Origin of the sequence: Streptomyces sp. NPDC026659, assembly GCF_040638245.1 — a bacterium.
Lineage (GTDB): Bacteria > Actinomycetota > Actinomycetes > Streptomycetales > Streptomycetaceae > Streptomyces.
This window is the reverse complement of sequence record NZ_JBEZXY010000010.1, coordinates 304,082-320,964: the sequence shown is the minus strand read 5'-3', so window position 1 is coordinate 320,964 and position 16,883 is coordinate 304,082. Positions and strand designations below refer to the sequence as shown.

Annotated in this window: 12 protein-coding genes; 9 read left to right on the top strand and 3 right to left on the bottom strand. The window is 70.5% G+C overall.

Annotated features, from left to right (window positions below):
• Window positions 1-457 precede the first annotated feature (457 nt).
• On the top strand, window positions 458-2,350 hold the full coding sequence (locus AB0E91_RS25335; protein ID WP_361786209.1) for an FG-GAP-like repeat-containing protein: 1,893 nt from the start codon (window positions 458-460) through the stop codon (window positions 2,348-2,350).
• A 140-nt stretch (window positions 2,351-2,490) separates the two neighbouring features.
• On the opposite strand, the gene AB0E91_RS25330 is transcribed toward AB0E91_RS25335, so the two are convergent.
• The 3 genes from AB0E91_RS25330 to AB0E91_RS25320 all read right to left on the bottom strand — a co-directional run bounded on the left by AB0E91_RS25330 (window position 2,491) and on the right by AB0E91_RS25320 (window position 4,363).
• Window positions 2,491-3,039, bottom strand: coding sequence for a PadR family transcriptional regulator (locus AB0E91_RS25330; RefSeq protein WP_361786206.1), 549 nt, complete (start codon window positions 3,037-3,039; stop codon window positions 2,491-2,493).
• 117 nt (window positions 3,040-3,156) lie between these two features.
• Window positions 3,157-3,981, bottom strand: coding sequence for a prepilin peptidase (locus AB0E91_RS25325; RefSeq protein ID WP_361786203.1), 825 nt, complete (start codon window positions 3,979-3,981; stop codon window positions 3,157-3,159).
• Window positions 3,982-4,003: 22 nt separating this feature from the next.
• The gene (locus AB0E91_RS25320; protein ID WP_361786200.1) at window positions 4,004-4,363 is read right to left on the bottom strand and encodes a prepilin-type N-terminal cleavage/methylation domain-containing protein; all 360 of its coding nucleotides are present in this window, start codon (window positions 4,361-4,363) and stop codon (window positions 4,004-4,006) included.
• Window positions 4,364-4,582: 219 nt separating this feature from the next.
• On the opposite strand from AB0E91_RS25320, the gene AB0E91_RS25315 reads away from it, so the two are divergent.
• From AB0E91_RS25315 to AB0E91_RS25280, 8 genes are all read left to right on the top strand, one after another.
• The gene (locus tag AB0E91_RS25315) at window positions 4,583-6,442 is read left to right on the top strand and encodes a GspE/PulE family protein (protein WP_361786197.1); all 1,860 of its coding nucleotides are present in this window, start codon (window positions 4,583-4,585) and stop codon (window positions 6,440-6,442) included.
• 95 nt (window positions 6,443-6,537) lie between these two features.
• Window positions 6,538-7,749: a type II secretion system F family protein gene (locus AB0E91_RS25310; protein ID WP_361786194.1), complete on the top strand. Its 1,212-nt coding sequence runs from the start codon at window positions 6,538-6,540 to the stop codon at window positions 7,747-7,749.
• Window positions 7,746-8,204, top strand: a complete 459-nt coding sequence (locus AB0E91_RS25305; RefSeq protein WP_361786191.1) for a type II secretion system protein — start codon at window positions 7,746-7,748, stop codon at window positions 8,202-8,204. Before AB0E91_RS25310 ends, AB0E91_RS25305 begins: the two co-directional genes overlap by 4 nt.
• Window positions 8,201-8,725, top strand: a complete 525-nt coding sequence (locus AB0E91_RS25300) for a prepilin-type N-terminal cleavage/methylation domain-containing protein (RefSeq protein ID WP_361786188.1) — start codon at window positions 8,201-8,203, stop codon at window positions 8,723-8,725. Before AB0E91_RS25305 ends, AB0E91_RS25300 begins: the two co-directional genes overlap by 4 nt.
• Complete coding sequence (locus AB0E91_RS25295) at window positions 8,722-12,576, top strand: hypothetical protein (RefSeq protein ID WP_361786185.1); 3,855 nt, start codon at window positions 8,722-8,724, stop codon at window positions 12,574-12,576. The genes AB0E91_RS25300 and AB0E91_RS25295 overlap by 4 nt, the downstream gene beginning before the upstream one ends.
• Window positions 12,573-13,676, top strand: a complete 1,104-nt coding sequence (locus AB0E91_RS25290; RefSeq protein WP_361786182.1) for a type IV pilus twitching motility protein PilT — start codon at window positions 12,573-12,575, stop codon at window positions 13,674-13,676. Before AB0E91_RS25295 ends, AB0E91_RS25290 begins: the two co-directional genes overlap by 4 nt.
• Window positions 13,677-13,971: 295 nt before the next feature.
• On the top strand, window positions 13,972-14,328 hold the full coding sequence (locus AB0E91_RS25285) for a DUF5132 domain-containing protein (RefSeq protein ID WP_361786179.1): 357 nt from the start codon (window positions 13,972-13,974) through the stop codon (window positions 14,326-14,328).
• Window positions 14,329-14,495: 167 nt separating this feature from the next.
• Complete coding sequence (locus tag AB0E91_RS25280; protein ID WP_361786176.1) at window positions 14,496-16,790, top strand: ATP-binding cassette domain-containing protein; 2,295 nt, start codon at window positions 14,496-14,498, stop codon at window positions 16,788-16,790.
• Window positions 16,791-16,883 lie beyond the last annotated feature (93 nt).

Sequence of the window (16,883 nt, the reverse complement as noted above, 5' to 3'; positions counted from 1 at the left end):
GGGAGTCGACGCGGAGCGTCGGCGACCGACGACAACGCCGCAGATGTGCGTGCCAGCCCCCGCGACTCGGGCTGATCCGAAAGACAGGCCCTAGGCGATCCGGAGCACTGGCGCAACGGACCGTCGGCCAGGCAGGAACATCGCCCGCCGACGGTCCCGGCTCGCCGGTTCTCGTCGGCGGTCCCCCTGCCGATCGGCGGCAGGAACGCCGAAGTGCGCGTCCCGCGGCGGCGGCGACTCCCGTTCATCTTCTGCCGGCCGGATCGGTAACGACCGGCACAGCACTTCGCCGATCGGCGGACGTGCTGCCGAAGTGCGTCACCAACTCTTGTTCATCAGGCCCTGAGGGGGGGCCTCACCTATGAGCAGATCACTACGTCGGCACCTCACGCCGGACGGCCGCTCGGTTGCGGTCACGCACGGTCGGTCACGCCGAGTTCCGACGATCGTCTTCGCGTTGGCGACCGTCGTGATGGCCGGCAGTCCGGCCTCGGCTGCCGTCGCCGACACGACCGGCTTCGGTACCGCGGTGAACCTCGACGACAACGGCCGCGGCAGCTACGCCGTCGCGATCGGCGATCTCGACGAGGACGGAAAGCCGGACCTCGTGACGGCGATCCGCGCCGAGGGCCTCGGCGTGTTCCTCGGCTCGGGCGGCGGCGGCTTCGGCGGTGTGACGAAGTACGCGGCACCGCGCACCGCGTCGAGCGTCTTCCTCGGCTCGGCAGTGATCCGCGACGTCAACGGTGACGGCCACAAAGACGTCGTCAGCCAGGACTCGCGCGGCAAAGTCGCTCTGGTCTGGCTCGGCGACGGTTCCGGTGCTCTCGGCGCCGGAGCGGCGGTGCAACTCAACCCGACGTCCGGGTGCGACACCACGAGCGACAACCCGTGTGTCGCGCGCTTCCCGACCGACGTCGCCGTGGGCGACTTCGACGAGGACGGCAAGCCGGATCTCGTGACGTCCAACGCGAACACGAACAACGTCTCGGTGGTGCTCGGAGACGGCGACGGCACATTCGGCGCGGCAACGCAGTTCGGACTGGGCGGCGGTACCAACCCGCAGGGCATCGCGGCCGCCGATCTGAGCGGCGACGGCCATCTGGATCTCGTCACGGCGAACTTGTCGACCGGCACGCTCTCCGTGCTGCCGGGCGACGGACACGGGGGCTTCGGCGCGGCGTCGAGCGTCTCGGCCGGTATGACACTGCCGTCCAAGCTCAAGCTCGCCGACGTCAACGAGGACGGCAAGCCGGACGCCGTCGTCGTGGCACCCGGCTCGCAGGGGCAGGTCGCTGTCCTGCTCGGCGACGGCGCGGGCGGGTTCAACGCCGCGAGCGTCCTGTCGGCGGGGGCGAACCTCAGCTCCGCGTCGGTGTCCGACCTGAATGGCGACGGCCACGTCGACCTGGTCGTCTCCAGCGCCGATTCGGACGAGGTCGTGGTACTCGAGGGCGACGGCACCGGTGCGTTCGGCAGCCCGCTCGCCTTCGGGCTGAACGGCGGCGACAACCCGCAGGCCACAGCGGTGGCCGACCTCGACGGCGACGGGCGTCCCGATGTCGTCACGGCCAACGGCAACAGCTCGGCGACGTTCACCAACGACGCGTCGGTACTGCTCAACACGACGAACCGGGCGCCGACGGCCACGAACGAGTCGTACAGCCACGTCGGGGCGGACACCCCGCTCGTCGTGGGCGCTTCCGGTCTCCTCGGCAACGACACGGACGCCGACGGCAACACGCTGACGGCGTCGGTCGTGACCGGGCCGACGCACGGCACCCTCACGCTCGACCCGGACGGCTCGTTCAGCTACCAGCCCGACAGCGCGTACGTCGGAAACGACAGCTTCACGTACAGGGCGAGCGACGGCACGGACGACTCGAACGTCGCGACCGTGTCGATCAGCGTCTCGGCCGGCTGTCACGGTCTCGCCGCCACGATCACCGGCAACGGGATCGTGTACGGCACGAGCGGCGCCGACGTGATCGTGACCGGCAACGGGAACGACGGTGTCACCGGGAACGGCGGCAACGACACGATCTGCACGTTCGGTGGCAACGACGCCGTGGCGGCCGGCGGCGGTGCCGACTACATCGACGGCGGTGACGCCACCGACGCCATCACCGGCGGTGACGGCAACGACGTCGTCAAGGGCGGGGCCGGCGACGACGCGCTCTCCGGTGGCTCCGGCAACGACACCGTGGTCGGCGGCGCCGGAAGCGACATCCTCGCCGGCGGCAACGGCACGGACGTCTGCGCCGGCGACGCGAACGGCGGTGCGACGCTCTCGGGTACGGACTCGATCGCGAACGGCGGCTCCTGCGAGACCGTCGTCGAGGTGCCTTAGCCGACGAGCCGTTTGGGGCGGCTGCCTATGAGACGGTGACGTGCGTGGCGGGCACGGCGGTTGCGATGATGCGACCGCCGTGCCCGCACGTGCGCCGCGGTGACGTGGATGCCCGGGCGATGACGACCGCGAGCGTGACGTCAGCCGGCTTTGACGGCTCTCCGCGTCGAGTCGGCGTCGACGGCGTCGAGGAGCCGGCGCGCGGCGCGGACGTGCTCCAGCCGCCAGGCGTAGATCGCGCTGGTGAGGTGGTTGCCGGCCTGCTCCTTGGCGCGCAGCGACTTCTCGATCTCGTCGATCACGACCCGTTGACGCTCGATCAGGCGAGCCGGGCTGGTGTCGCGACGCTGGAGCAGCAGGAGCTTGCTCGTGAGGTCGGCGCGGACGTCGCGCAGGTGGGCCACGGGTTCGCTGAGCCACCGGTTGACGGCCGTCTTCGCCTGGCGGGTGGCGGCATAGATCATGCGCTGCGGTCCGCGATCGCTCTCCTCGGCGCCGACCGGCGTGATCAGTCCGCGCTCGACCAGCCGCGTGATCGACCGGTAGACCATGGGTCGCGAGACGTACCAGAACTCACCGATTTCCGTGCCCTCCGCCGTGAGGGCCGCGATGGCGAAGCCGTGGCTGGGTCGTTCGGCCACGAGTGCGAGTACGATCCACTCGGCCAGTGGCAGATCAGGTTGTTCCATGGTAACTAGGGTAGGGCTCGCCGGTGATGGTTCGCGATGTCGCCCGGTCCTGGAGTCAAAAAGGGCTGAAACCGGGACCGGATCCCAGGCCCCGCGACCGGCGTCCGGCCCGGGTGGTCACGGCCGGTGGTGGACCGTGGTGAGCGGCGCACCCGTCGCGTAGGGGTCGCTCAGGCTCTCGTACCAGTGGACGACAGGTGCTCCGACCAGGACGGCGGCGATGGCGCCGGCGGCGAGAAACAGGCCGAAGGGGAGGCGGGTACTGCGGGTCGCTCGCCCCGTCGCCATGAGCGCGATGCCCACCAGCAACCCGGCGACGCTGCCGGCCAGCAGCGCGAAGACGAGATACCACGGGCCGAGCCAGCCAAGGCCGGTGCCGAGCAGGCCGGCCAGGCGTACGTCGCCGAATCCGAGCCAGGCCGGCCGCACCCAGTGCAGGGCGAAGAAGACGGCGAACGCGCCCACTCCGCATGCCGCGGTCACGCCGAGCCGATGCCACTGGCCGGTGGCCGCCGCGGCCGCGAGCAGACAGGCGGCGGTGAGCCCGAGCGTCGGGTAGACCAGCCGCCGAGGGAGCAGGAACTGTTCGGCGTCGCAGGCGGCCAGGGCCAGTAGTCCCGCGGTGAATACCAGTGCGGCCGGCAGCGTCTCCGACCGGCCGAAGCGCAGTGCCTCGGCGAGGAACAGGATCGCGGTGAGCGCTTCGAGGAGCGGGTAGCGCACGGGGATGGGAACCCGGCAGGCGCGGCAGCGCCGGCCCAGCAGGAGCCAGGACACGACGGGGATGTTGTCCCGGGCGGCGATCGGCGTGCCGCATCGCGGGCAGGCGGAGCGGGGCCGTACGACCGAGCGGCCGGCCGGCACCCGGGAGACGGCGACGTTGAGGAACGAGCCCACCGCGAGCCCCAGCAGACCGATGATCACGACGAGTGCGGGTGGCATGGCCGGATCCCCGCTTCCCGTATCAGGCGCAGGGCCCTGTGGCCTTCGGCGTGACGGTGTATGTGTTGCCGGTCAGAGTGACATCGTGCCAGTTGGAAGCGGTGGACAGGAAACCACCGTCCGTCAGGGCTTTCATGTCCCCGTACTGGTTGGTGGTGGCGAAGAGCGCCTCTTCCGCCGTCTCGATCGTGGACTTGTCTGTCTTGCAGGCCGAGCCCTGGCCCTTGTCGTTGATGCCGCGGACGGAAAAGACCACGATGGCGGACAGGATGCCGAGGATCACGATGACCACGAGAAGCTCGATGAGCGTGAAGCCGGCGTCCGCCGTCTCGTTCAGTCCACGCGTTCGCTGACGCAGCTTGCTTTGCGGGTAGGTGAACATCCTTCTCCATCCACGGCGACCGGTGCGAGCGAAATCGAGCGATAGTAACCGTTTGACTATTCAGCGATAGACTACGTAGTGAGTGATGGACTTACAAGAGGTGACTCCGGCGATTGCCGCGAAGTCGACGCGGATGACAGCATGGTGACGTCCTGTAGTATGCAGCTGACTAATCAGCAGTTGACTGCACTGCGGATGCGCGAAAAGGGGTGGGGTTCCTTGGCGAATCGCCGGCTTCTCCGGCGCCGCGCGGCGACGACAAGCCCTGCGGGCGAGGACGGCACCCTGTCCGAGGGAGCACAGGGCCCGGCGCCGTCTCCGGTTCTGGCGGCCGAACCGGTCCCGACAGGCGAACCGGTCCGGGACGCGGCGTCCGACGCGGCGCAGTCGTCGCCCGCCGGGCAGAACCGGCCGCGCATCGGGGAACTGCTGGTCCAGCGCGGGCTGTTGACCCCGGCGCAGGTGGACGAGGCACTCCTGCAGCAGTCGGCGTCGGGCAAGCGGCTCGGCGTGCTGCTGGTCGAACTCGGCATGGTCGACGAGCGGTCGCTGGTCGAGGCGCTGTCGGTTCAACTCGGTGTCCCGGTCGCCGACTTGCGTCAGAGCGAACCCGATCCCGAGGCGGCCGCCCGGGTGCCGGAGGCGCTGGCCCGCTCGCTGGGCGTCGTCGCGGTACGGCGGACCGAGGGCACGCTGCTGATCGCGGCGGGCGACCCGGGTGACCCGCGCGTGCTGGACGAGGTCGGCCGGGCCGTCGCGCCGGACCGGGTGCGGCTGGCGATCGCGGCTCCGTCGGACATCCGGCGCTCGATCGACAGCACCTACCGGGCGCTGGCGGGCGTCGGCAGCCTGGTCGAGGCCTTCGAGGCGGCCGAGACCGGCCGCAACGCCGACTCCGGGGCCAGGGTGGTGAGCGAGGACGCGCCGGTCGTGCACCTGGTCAACCTCATGCTGACCCAGGGCCTGCGCGACCGGGCCTCGGACATCCACATCGAGCCGCACGCCGACCGGGTCCGGGTCCGGTACCGCATCGACGGCGCGCTGCACGACGTACTGAGCCTGCCGGAGAGCATGGGCCCGTCCCTGGTCAGCCGGATCAAGATCATGGCCAACATGAACATCGTCGACCGACGGCGCCCGCAGGACGGGCAGTTATCCACGGAGATAGACGGCAGGTCTGTCGACATCCGGGTCGCGACCAGCCCCACCATCTGGGGCGAGAAGGCGGTGCTGCGGCTGCTCGACAGCAACCGCACCCTGTTCCGGCTGGCCGAGCTGGGCATGCCCGCCGCGACCTACGAACGGTTCTCGTCCCTGCTGCGCTCCCCGTACGGCATGGTCGCCTGCGGCGGACCGACCGGCAGCGGCAAGACAACTACCTTGTACGCCACGCTCGGTGAGCTGAACCAGAGCGAGCGGAACATCACCACCATCGAGGACCCGGTGGAGTACGTGTTCCCGTCGGTCAACCAGATCCAGATCAACGACCAGGCAGGCATCACGTTCGCGACCGGGCTGCGCTCGATCCTCCGGCAGGACCCCGACGTGATCCTGGTCGGCGAGATCCGGGACGCCGAGACGGCACGGATCGCGGTCGAGTCCGCGCTCACCGGCCACTTCGTCCTGTCGTCCATCCACGCCGCCGACGCCTGCTCCGCGCTGCACCGGTTCACCGACATGGGCATCGAGCCGTTCCTGATCACCTCCACGGTCGCCGGGGTGGTCAGCCAGCGGCTGGTGCGGCGGATCTGCGACCAGTGCCGCGAGCCCTACCAGCCGGGCGTGGACGAACTGGCCTTCTTCGCCAAGGCGGGCGGGTCGACCGACACCGGGTTCTGGCAGGGCCGGGGCTGCAACTTCTGCTCCCGGACCGGCTACCAGGAGCGGATCGGCGTCTTCGAGCTGCTCGTGATGAGCGACGCGGTCAAGCGGCTGCTCGTCGAGAAGGCGCCGATCGACAGCCTGCGCAAGGCCGCCCGCGAGCAGCACATGGACACCCTCCTGGACGGAGGCGTCCGGCTGGTGGAGGAGGGAGTCACGACCATCGCCGAGATCATGTCCAGCGTGTACGTGGTCTAGGGGGACGAGGCGCCCCTGGTGCCCGGCTCGCCTGCCGCCGTACCCGAACACCGACGACGCGAACCCCTGACACCGGAGACCAGGAGGGCATCGGCATGGCCACCTTCAAGTACGTCGCGGTCGGCCCGGACGGGCAGCGGGCCACCGGCGTGCTCACGGGCTCCAGTGTCGACGGCGTGACCGACAGCCTGACCCGGCAGGGCTACGACGTGCGGTCGGTCAAGGCCACGGGCCGCAACCTGCTGCAGCTCGAACTCACCGCGGAGAAGGTCGACCTGGTCGAACTGAGCAACTTCTCCCGCCAGATGGCCGCCTTCATCAAGGCCGGAGTGCCCATCCTGGACGCCCTGGAGATCATCCGCGCCGAGACCAAGGACAAGAAGCTCGGCAAGGTGCTCGTCGACGTCATGGACTCGCTGCGGTTCGGCGAGAGCTTCGCCGTCGCGATGGCCGCCCACACCAGGGCACTTCCGCCGTTCTACATCTCCGTTCTCCGCTCGGCCGAGGCGACCGGTGAACTCGACCTGGTGATGGCCCAGTTGGGCCGCTACATCGAGCGTGACGTCGAAGGGCGGCGCAGTATCCGTTCCGCCCTGACCTATCCGAGCCTGGTCATGGGGCTGGCCGTCGCCGTCGTCCTCGTCCTCGTCATCTTCGTACTGCCCCGCTTCAAGCAGTTCTTCGCGTCCTTCCACGCGCAACTCCCGCTGCCCACCCGGATCCTGCTCGGCTTCACCGACTTCGTCACGGCCTGGTATCCGGTCATCCTCGGCGTGCTCCTCGCGGTCGTCGTGGCGTTGATCGCCGGTCTGCGGACCGAGCGGTGGCGGGTACTGCGCGACCGCTTCCTGCTGGCGATGCCGGTGGTCGGCGACGTGGTCCGCTTCATGGTCATCGAACGGTTCTGCCGCATCCTGACCTCGATGATCAAGACCGGCGTGCCCATCCCGGAGGCCCTCGACCTGGCCGCCTCGGGCGCCAACAACCTGGTGTACGAGCGGTCTATCGCGACGGCCCGGACGGAAATGCTCGAAGGCGGCGGCATCTCCGGGCCGATCGCCCGCACGAAGCTGTTCCCCGGGGCGGTCACGCAGATGATGCGCGTGGGGGAAGAGACCGGAACCCTCGACGACCAGCTGGAGAACGTGTCGGATTTCTACGAGAAGGAGCTGCAGCACAAACTCAAGCGGCTGACCAGCCTGTTCGAGCCGACAGTCGTGATCATGGTCGGGGTGGTCGTGGGGTTCGTGGCCGTCGCCCTCGTCTCGGCGATCTACGGCGTCTACAACCAGGTCAACGTCCAATGACCGGCCTGGCACAACATCCGACGACCGGCCTGGCACGCCGCCCGCGGCGCGGTCGCGGCGAGGAGGGCGAGACCCTGATCGAGGTTCTCGTCGCCGTGGTACTCATGGGCGTCGCCTTCGTGACCATCCTCGGGGGCATCGGCACCGCGATCATCAGCTCGGTCACGCAGGCGAAGGTGACCACCGCCGACTCGGTCATCCGCAGCGCCGCCGAGAAGGTCGTCAGCGATCCGTACGTGTCCTGTGCGAGTGGTTACGAGACTCCGACGCCGCCGGCCGGGTACACCGTGACCGTCGAGGTCGCGTACTGGGACGGGGTGGGCGCCTTCGGCAGGCCCTGCCCGGCGGCCGACACCGGAGTGCAGATGGTGACGCTCACCGTGCACTCGACCGGCCCGCGCCCCGTGAGGGACGCGACGCTCCAGGTGGTCAAGCGGGAGTCGATGCTGTCGTGACCACGCAACGGCCGCCCGGGCGCTCGGAGTCGGGGTTCACCCTGACCGAGCTGCTGGTCACGATCGTCATCATGGGCATCATCGGGGTAATGCTGCCCAAGGCGATCATCCTCGGGCTGCAGTTCACCGCGGGCACCGAGAAGCGGGTGGCCGCCACCAGCGCGGTCGGCACGCTCAACCGCTACTTCTACGGCGACGTGCAGAGCGCGGACGACGTCACGACCGACCCCGCGTGCGGCGTCGCCGACGTGATCGTCCATCTGAGCCGGCCCGGCACCGACGTCGTCTACACCTACGACCGGCCGACCGGCGCCCTCAAGCGCGTGAAGTGCGCGGACGGACGCGTCGTCACCACGTTGCTGGGCCGGTTCGACAACGCCGCACCGACCCGTCCGGTGACGCTGAGCTGCGGTGCCGAGACCTCGTGCACCCCGCCCACGGAGGTGACGCTGACCGTGCGGAGCGACCCCGCCGCGCCCCCGACGGACCTCACCGCCGTCCGACGATCGGGCTCGCCATGACCGGGCGCCCGAATCCGTGGCGCCTGCATCCGCGCCGCCCGAGTCCACGCCGCCCGCGCGACGAACAGGGCGCGACGCTGATCCTCGCGCTGGCGTTCGTCGTCGTCTTCAGCCTGGTCACTGTGTCGGTCCTGTCCTTCGCCGGCGCGGGGCTGAAGGCCGCGAACGTGTACGTCGACCAGGGCAAACGGAGCTACAGCGCGGACGGTGCCACGCAGCTCGCGATCAAGAACTTCTCGCAGGGCAACCCGTGTGCCGACTACACCGCCCCGCCGATCAACGGCAGGCAGATGACCGTCCACTGCGACCCCCTCAACGCGTCCCCCGTAACCGCGCGCGCGACCCAGCCGCAGGACGCGCTGCGCAGCCTGGGCAAGGCGGCGGACGACGGCATCGATGTGACCACGCGCGGCCTGCGCGTGCAGGGCAGCGTGTTCTCCCACTCGGACATCACCACCGGCGCCGGTGCCTCGATGGTGGTGTCCGGCGACGTGTCCGCCGTCGGCGACTGCTCCAGTGCCGTGTCACAGGCCCAACTGCCTCCGACCCAGGCGCCGTACGTGCGCGGCTGCGCCAACGACACCCCGCCCTCTCCCGCCGACGAGGCCGTGGGTGGCGACCCGGACTACACCCCGCCCGCCACGGCCGTCCCGGTCCGGCGGACGGTGCCCGCGTGTCCCGACGACGGTTCCTGGCTGGTGCGGTTGCGGCCCGGTTACTACGACGACGCCCGCGCCCTCACCCGTCTCACCGGTGGCGACTGCCCCGGCGTCGTCGTATGGCTCCAACCGGGGCTCTACTACTTCGACTTCACCTTCACCGGTGGCAGCGCGGTCTGGACGGTCGACGACCCCACGGTCAGCGTGGTCGGCGGCACGCGGGCAGGCTGGGACCCCGGGGCCGTTACCCGCCCGACCGTGCCCGACCCGGGCGGTTGCGACAGAACGGCGCCCGAAGGCGTCGAGGTCATGATGGGCGGCGGCAGCCGGTTCCAGGTCGACCGTGGACACGCCGAACTGTGCGCCCCGGTGTCCCCGGACGCGCAGCAGGTGGCGGTGTACGGGGTCCAGCCGCCGAAGCCGTCCCACACCCTGAAGCCGACAGCGGTGGTCACGAACACCGGCTTCGCCAACCCGGGCCACGCCCTGACCAGTGGCGAACGGCCGACCCTGCCCGGGTGTGCGCAGCCGACGGACACCGTGGGCTGCACGGCCGACGCCGTCCTCGACCCGACGAACCGTCGGTCGGCCTCGATACAGCTCGCCGGCTTCACCCCGCAGATACCGGCCGGTTCGGTCATCACCGGCGCGACGCTGCGGGTGAGGCACGAGGACGACGGCGACCTGACCGCCCCCGGCGCGGTGAAGGTCACCACCGCCGTCGGCGCGGACACCTGCCGCACGGACAACCTGCCCCGGCACACGGCGCTCGCCGCAGATGCCCCGATCGACCTGCTGGGCGCGTGCGGGCTCACCGACCCGGCCCGGTTCACCGGCCTGACGGTGACCTACGCCGCCACCCTGGACACCGACGGCACCACCGCCACGGAACGCCTGGACGGCATCTGGCTGGAGGTCGCCTACCGCACGCCGACCACGTTCAAGCCGACGGCCGTGACCGCGTCGGCCGGGTTCACCGCTGCCGGCACCGATCCCGACAACGCCCTGGAGATCGGTGAACAGCCGACACCCTTGGTGGCCGGTGCCGTTCTGACCACGGCGGCCCCGTCCGCGTCGATCACCCTGGCCGGGTTCGGCCTGCCGCCCTTGCAGCCGGGGTCGACCATCGACTCCGCCGTGCTGCGGGTGGCCCACCGGGAGACCGGCGACGCGGCGGCGCCCAGAATCGACGTCACTCCCGCGGGCGGCGGTGGCAGTTGTACCGATCTGCCGCTCACGGCGCGGGCCGACCTGGGCGACGACCGCGTCGACCTGACGGCATGCGGCATCACCGACCCCGCACAGCTCACCGGCCTGACCGCGACCTACGCCGCCGGGCTGAACGCGGGCGGCACCGTGGGCGCCGATTCCCTGGACGGCATATGGCTCGAAGTCGTCTACGACCCGCCGCCGCCCCGGCCGGCGACGAGCGCGGAGTCGACGACGTTCACCCCCGTGGCCAATGCCAGGGCGATCGACGGCGCCGACACGGCCCGCGCCACCCTTGACCCGGTCACGACGCCGACCGCCACCATCGACCTCGGCGGTTACGACACCCCTGCGGTGGCGCCCGGCTCGGTCCTGGACGGGGCCCTGCTGCACGTCGCGCACCGCGACGATCCCGGGGCGGGCGGAGGACCACCGCCGACGGTCGCGGTCACCCTGACCGGGCCCGACCTGCCCCGCTCCTGCACCACCTCGCAGAAACTCGCCACGCATCAGAACGCCCTGGCCACCGACACCCTGGATCTGGTCGCCCTCTGCGGGCTGACCGACCCCGCCCAGCTGACCGGCCTGGTCGTGACCTACACCGCCACCCTCGGCACCGGCAGCACCACCGCCACCGATCAGCTCGACGGCGTCACCCTGGAACTGGACTACCGGCCCCCGCTCCCGGTACGGCCCACCAAGGCGACCAGCACCGCGACGCCCACCGCCTCGGCTTTCCTCGACCCGGAGAACGCGCAGGCGATCGACACCACCACCTCGACCGCGACACTCGCCACGGCCACCCCGTCGGCGTCGATCCGGCTCGACACCTTCGCGATGCCGCCCCTGCCGGCGGGGGCGGTGATCGACAAGGTCGTACTGCGCGTGTCGCACCAGGACGACACCACCAGTCCGGCACCGCCCTCGCCCACGGAGCCGCCCACGACCGCGCTGACCGTCTCCGGCACCGGTACCGCCTGCGACGCGAACCATGCCCTGACCGCCCATGAAGGGGCGCTCGGTGTCGACGTGATCGACCTCGGCGACTGCGGGGTCAGGACGGACGCCCAGTTGTCCGAGCTCGCTGTCGACTACACGGCGAGGCTGGGCACGGGCAGTACCGGCGCCGCCGACCGACTCGACGGCGTCGAGCTCGACATCGTGTTCCGGGCCCCGTCCATCAGGGCCCTGTCCGGCTGCCTCACCACGGGCAGCGGTTGCGCGGTGCTGAAGTCGACCGACGACGCCGACACGGCCACCGAGCACAGCCGCCTGGTCGTCAACGGCACCGTCTACGTACCGACCGCCGCCGTCGACCTGTCGATGAGCCAGGTCGGCGCACAGGTCGTCACCCGGGGCATCATCGCCCGGACCATCGGGCTCGGCATCAGCCCGGCCACCACGTATCTCCGCCCGGTGATCGGCATCCCACCGGAGCCGGTGCTGTTCACGACCTATCCGGCCGTGATCGCGAAACCGGTGTCGGTCACCGCGATCACCGGGTTCACGACTCCGGCTCCCGGCGCGCCAGTCGACGTCACGGACGCCACCGTCCCCGGCGGTGGCCGGGCGTCCCTCACGCTCGGCGGCTACGACCGGTCGGCACCGGCCGTGACCGGACCGCTCGACCACGTCGTCCTGCGGGTGACGCACCACGACGAGGGCGACGTGGAGTCGGTGAGGATGTCGGTGGACTTCACCGGCAGCACGTGTACCGGTGCCGACAACGCACTGGACGTGCCGGTCCATCCCGGCTCCAGCGGCCCGGTGACCGACCAGGTCGACCTGGCAGCCTGCGGCCTGACCACGGCCTCCCAGCTGGCCGGGCTGACCGTGGCCTACACCGTCACCGCCGGGAGCGGTGGCGCGACCGAGCACCTCGGCGGCGCCCGGATCGACCTGCTGTCCGGCCCGCTCGTCCAGGCCGCCGTGTCCTTCGACGGCCACGCCGCCACCGTCAAGCAGTGGACGGTCCTGCCATGAGCAAGCACTTGGAGGCCACCATGTCCGGGCCGAGTTCCGCGATCATCGACCACCTGCTCGGTGAGCTGTGGGAGCGGGGCGGCAGCGACCTGCTGCTCACCGCCGGATCGGCGCCGTTCCTCCGCGTCGACGGCGCCCTGCGACCGGTCGAGGGGGCCGCGCTGACCGAGCCGGAGGCCGACCGTCTGGTGACCGGAGTGCTGGGCAGGGAACTGACGGAACGGTTCCGTCGGGAGAAGCAGGTCGATTTCGCGTTCAGCTGGGGGGAGAAGGCCAGGTTGCGCGGGAACGCCTTCGTGCAGCGCGGCGCGTCGGCGCTGGCACTGCGGATCATCCCGTTCGACGTGCCGTCGTCCGAGCAACTGGGGCTTCCCCCGGTCGTCATCGGGTGGGCGGGCCTGCCGCGCGGGTTCGTACTGGTCACCGGGCCGACCGGGTCGGGGAAGTCGACCAGCCTGGCGGCGCTCCTCGACCACGTCAACACGCACCGGTCGGTGCACATCCTCACCATCGAGGACCCGATCGAGTACCTGCACCGGCACAAGCGCTCGGCGGTCAGCCAGCGCGAGGTCGGCACCGACACCGACTCGTTCCCCACCGCACTGCGCTCGGCCCTGCGCGAGGACCCCGACGTCCTGCTCCTCGGCGAGATGCGCGACCCGGAGAGCATCTCCGCGGCCCTGACCATCGCCGAGACCGGGCACCTGGTGTTCGCCACCCTGCACACCAACGACACGTCGCAGACGCTGGACCGCATCGTCGACGTGTTCCCGGCCGAGCAACAGCCTCAGATCCGGCTGCAGTTGGCGCACACCCTGGTCGGCATCCTCAACCAGACGCTCGTCCCCCGGACCGGCGGGGGCCGGGTGGCCGCCTTCGAGGTGCTGGTGGGCACGTCGGCGATCCGCAACCTGATCCGCGAGGGCAAGACCCGACAGCTCCGCAACATGATCTCCACCGGCCACCGTGACGGCATGCAGACCATGGAAGCCGGCCTCAACGCCCTCGTCGCGGCGGGCACCATCGCCCACGAGGAGGCCGTGCTGCACACGGCCCACCCGGAGGACATCCAGCGGCCCTACATTCCGGTCGGAAAATAAGCCCACCATGTGTCGCACGGGGAGCACACCGCAGCAATTGTCGCCCCGGAAGATCAAGAGGCACTCACATGAGTGAACCGACCCGGATCATTTGGCTTTGGCGGTCATGACTCCACTACGGTGATGGCAGAGCGGATGTTGGACGCCATCGACGAGGAATTCGACCCGTCCGAGTAACCACGAATTCCGGAAATGGATGCTTCCATCCGCCCACCTGTGCGCTGTCTCGGCTTTCGCAGCGCCCGGGCTTCCTGTCATTCGCGTCATTTCTTACGCGTACCGAGGATGGAGCATCATGCCTCCCGTAGTACCGCCCTTTCTGATCGGTCTCATCGCCGCGCCTCTGGCCAAGCGGCTCTTCAAGCCGTTGATGCGCGGCATCGTCAAGACATCCGTCGGCCTCGCCCTCGAGGTGAAGAAGGTGACCGCCGAGGCCGGGGAGAACATCCATGACCTCGCGGCCGAGGTGGCCGCCGAAATGGTGGCGGCGCAGATCGCCGCAGGTGACGGCGAGGCCCGATCGGCCGGCGGCCGGGACGCCGCCGCGGGCGGCACCCCCAGGGACGCGAGGGAAGGGGCTGCCGCCCGGGCCGACGGAGAGTCAAGGGCCCCGAAGATCCGCCCGACCGCCGGTGCCGGAAAGACGCAGTGACGACACCCTCCGGGCGGCCGGGCCGCCACTCGGGCCCGGAGGAATTCACCCGGTGGCGGTCGGCCGCGAATACACCGGCCACATCGCTTTACCCTGAAATTCAGCTGTCGCGTTAATCCGTCGAATTCGTCACGGTTTTTGCGACCTCCACTAAGGTGTTCGTAAACATGCCATCTCTGCTGGGCGCCGCAGCCGGAAACAGCTCCGTGAATGTGGACGTGCATCCGCGTTCGGTTATTCCGGGCCGCCAGCGCTGGCACGTAAAGCTGGTTCTCGGCCGCCCTCGGACCGCCGAAATTCTCGCCGCGACTCTGCGCCGCCTTCCGGGAATCACCGAGGCACAGGCCAGCCCGGTCACCGGCGGGGTTCTCGTCCGGCACGACGCGCGGGTGAAGACCGCGGACGTCGCCCGGTTCGTCCGCGGAGCCGTCGCCCTGGTCGTGGAGCGCACGGCCGGAGCAGGGCGCCCAGCCCCCGCTCGGACCGCCGCCGCATCCGCCCCGCACGCGGATCACGGTGTCGTGGGCCCCGTGCTCACCGTCGCGGGCGGGGTGGCGGCAGGCGTCGCCCTGATCCGCGGGTCGTCCCTGAGCAGGCAGCTGGTGGCGCTGGCCGGGGTGACGGCGGCGACCGCGGCCGTCATCCGCAAGGCATGGCGCAGAACGGTCGACGCGACCCAGGACCTGCCGGGAGCCGAAACCGGACGACATCCCCTGCTGGAGATCGTCGGACCACACCGTCGGCGCCTCTACCGCGCCTCCGCGCTCTCGGTCGCCTGCCAGGTCTCGGAGATGGCGCTCGGCACCTTCCTCGGCTGGACCGCGCTGGTCCTCATCAAGGGTGAGGCCGCACCGCTCGTCCGCGTCGGGCTGACGACCGCGTCCGCCCAACTCTGGGGCCTGGCGGGGCTGATGGCGCTCGCCTGTGCCGCCGTGGCGGGCCTGTCGTACTCCTCGAACCTCCAGTGGCGCGGGCTCGGCCAGGACATCGAGCACGACTGGCGCAACCGGACGTACGCCCATGTGCAGCACCTCGAACTGCGGCACCTGGAGGGCGAGCGGACCAGCCGCATCGCCGGTGCGCTCACCGAGGACGTGCGCCAGTTGGGCACCTTCTTCGCCACTTCGGCCAGCGACCTGCTGCAGCTGGGCACCAGTCTGGTCCTCCTGGTCCCCCTGTTCCTGCTGCTGGCACCGCAGATCGCCTGGATCGCGTTCCTGCCCATCCCGGTCATCGCCTGGCTGTCGTTCCATTACCAGGACAAGGTCGCGGCCGACTACGCCGTCTCCGGCGAGGACCGCGCCAGGCTGCACAGCCAGTTGGTGAACACGCTGGAGGCCGGCGCCACCGTCAAGAGCTTCTGCGCCGAGGACTACGAGGCCGAACGCATCGACCGGCTGAGCGCCCGGACGCGGGAGAGCGACCGGCAGACCGACCGGAGCACCATCCGCCACGCCGAGATCGTCCGGGTCTGCACGACCAGTTCGATGGCCGGAACCCTGCTGATCGGCGGCCGGTCGGTGCTCAACGGCAGCCTGCCGTTCGAGGTGTTCAGCCCGCTGATCGGGCTCCCCCAGATGGTGCTGCTGCGGATGAACCGGCTCGGCGGCATCATCGACCAGTACCAGCGCACGGTCACCGCCTACGACCGGGTCCAGCGGCTGCACGAGCTGCCCGCCGAGGCGGACGGCACCGGCGAACCGCTCGACGCCGACCGGGTGCGCGGGGAGATCCGGCTCGACAACGTGACCTTCGCCTATCCCGAACGGCCGTCGACGCTGGAGAACCTCTCGCTGACCGTACGCGCCGGGCAGGTCACCGCCCTCGTCGGCCCCACCGGCTCCGGCAAGACGACCATCGCGAAGCTGCTGATGCGGTTCCAGGACACGGAGTTCGGCAGTGTGCGGCTCGACGGGCGGGACGTGCGCGACCTGCCGCGGCGCGATCTGCGCCACGCGATCGGGTTCGTGGCCCAGGACCCCTTCCTGTTCGACGGCACCATCGCCGACAACATCCGCTACGGCAGCTTCGGCGCCCCGGACGAGGCCGTGGTCGAAGCGGCCATGATGGCCGAGGCGCACAGCTTCGTGGCGGCGCTGCCGGACGGCTACGACACGGTGATCGGCGAACGCGGCGCCGCCCTCTCGGGCGGCCAGCGGCAACGGATCGCGCTGGCGCGGGCGATCCTCAAGAACCCGCCCGTCGTGATCCTCGACGAAGCCACCTCCGCCGTGGACAACGAGACCGAGGCCGCCATCCAGCGCACGCTCCGTGTCTTCGCCGCCGACCGGACCATGGTGATCATCGCCCACCGGCTCTCGACGGTCCGCCACGCCGACCGGATCTACGTCATGGACAAGGGCGGAGTCGTGGCCGAGCAAGGCACCCACGACGAACTCCTCGCCCAGCACGGACTCTACGCATCCCTCTGGCAGCTCCAGGCCGGCGAACTCGCTGCCTGACCCCGGCCGCCGCGTCACCCGCCCGCCGACCGCGTGACATCACCGCGGTCGGCGCGCCCTGGCGCGCTCTGCGACCACGCCTGCCCACACTTC

Coding starts and splice junctions, on each gene's coding strand:
- AB0E91_RS25330 (WP_361786206.1), bottom strand. CDS start 3,039: ATGGAACAACCTGATCTGCCACTGGCCGAGTGGATCGTACTCGCACTC.
- AB0E91_RS25325 (WP_361786203.1), bottom strand. CDS start 3,981: ATGCCACCCGCACTCGTCGTGATCATCGGTCTGCTGGGGCTCGCGGTG.
- AB0E91_RS25320 (WP_361786200.1), bottom strand. CDS start 4,363: ATGTTCACCTACCCGCAAAGCAAGCTGCGTCAGCGAACGCGTGGACTG.
- AB0E91_RS25310 (WP_361786194.1), top strand. CDS start 6,538: ATGGCCACCTTCAAGTACGTCGCGGTCGGCCCGGACGGGCAGCGGGCC.
- AB0E91_RS25305 (WP_361786191.1), top strand. CDS start 7,746: ATGACCGGCCTGGCACAACATCCGACGACCGGCCTGGCACGCCGCCCG.
- AB0E91_RS25295 (WP_361786185.1), top strand. CDS start 8,722: ATGACCGGGCGCCCGAATCCGTGGCGCCTGCATCCGCGCCGCCCGAGT.
- AB0E91_RS25290 (WP_361786182.1), top strand. CDS start 12,573: ATGAGCAAGCACTTGGAGGCCACCATGTCCGGGCCGAGTTCCGCGATC.
- AB0E91_RS25285 (WP_361786179.1), top strand. CDS start 13,972: ATGCCTCCCGTAGTACCGCCCTTTCTGATCGGTCTCATCGCCGCGCCT.
- AB0E91_RS25280 (WP_361786176.1), top strand. CDS start 14,496: ATGCCATCTCTGCTGGGCGCCGCAGCCGGAAACAGCTCCGTGAATGTG.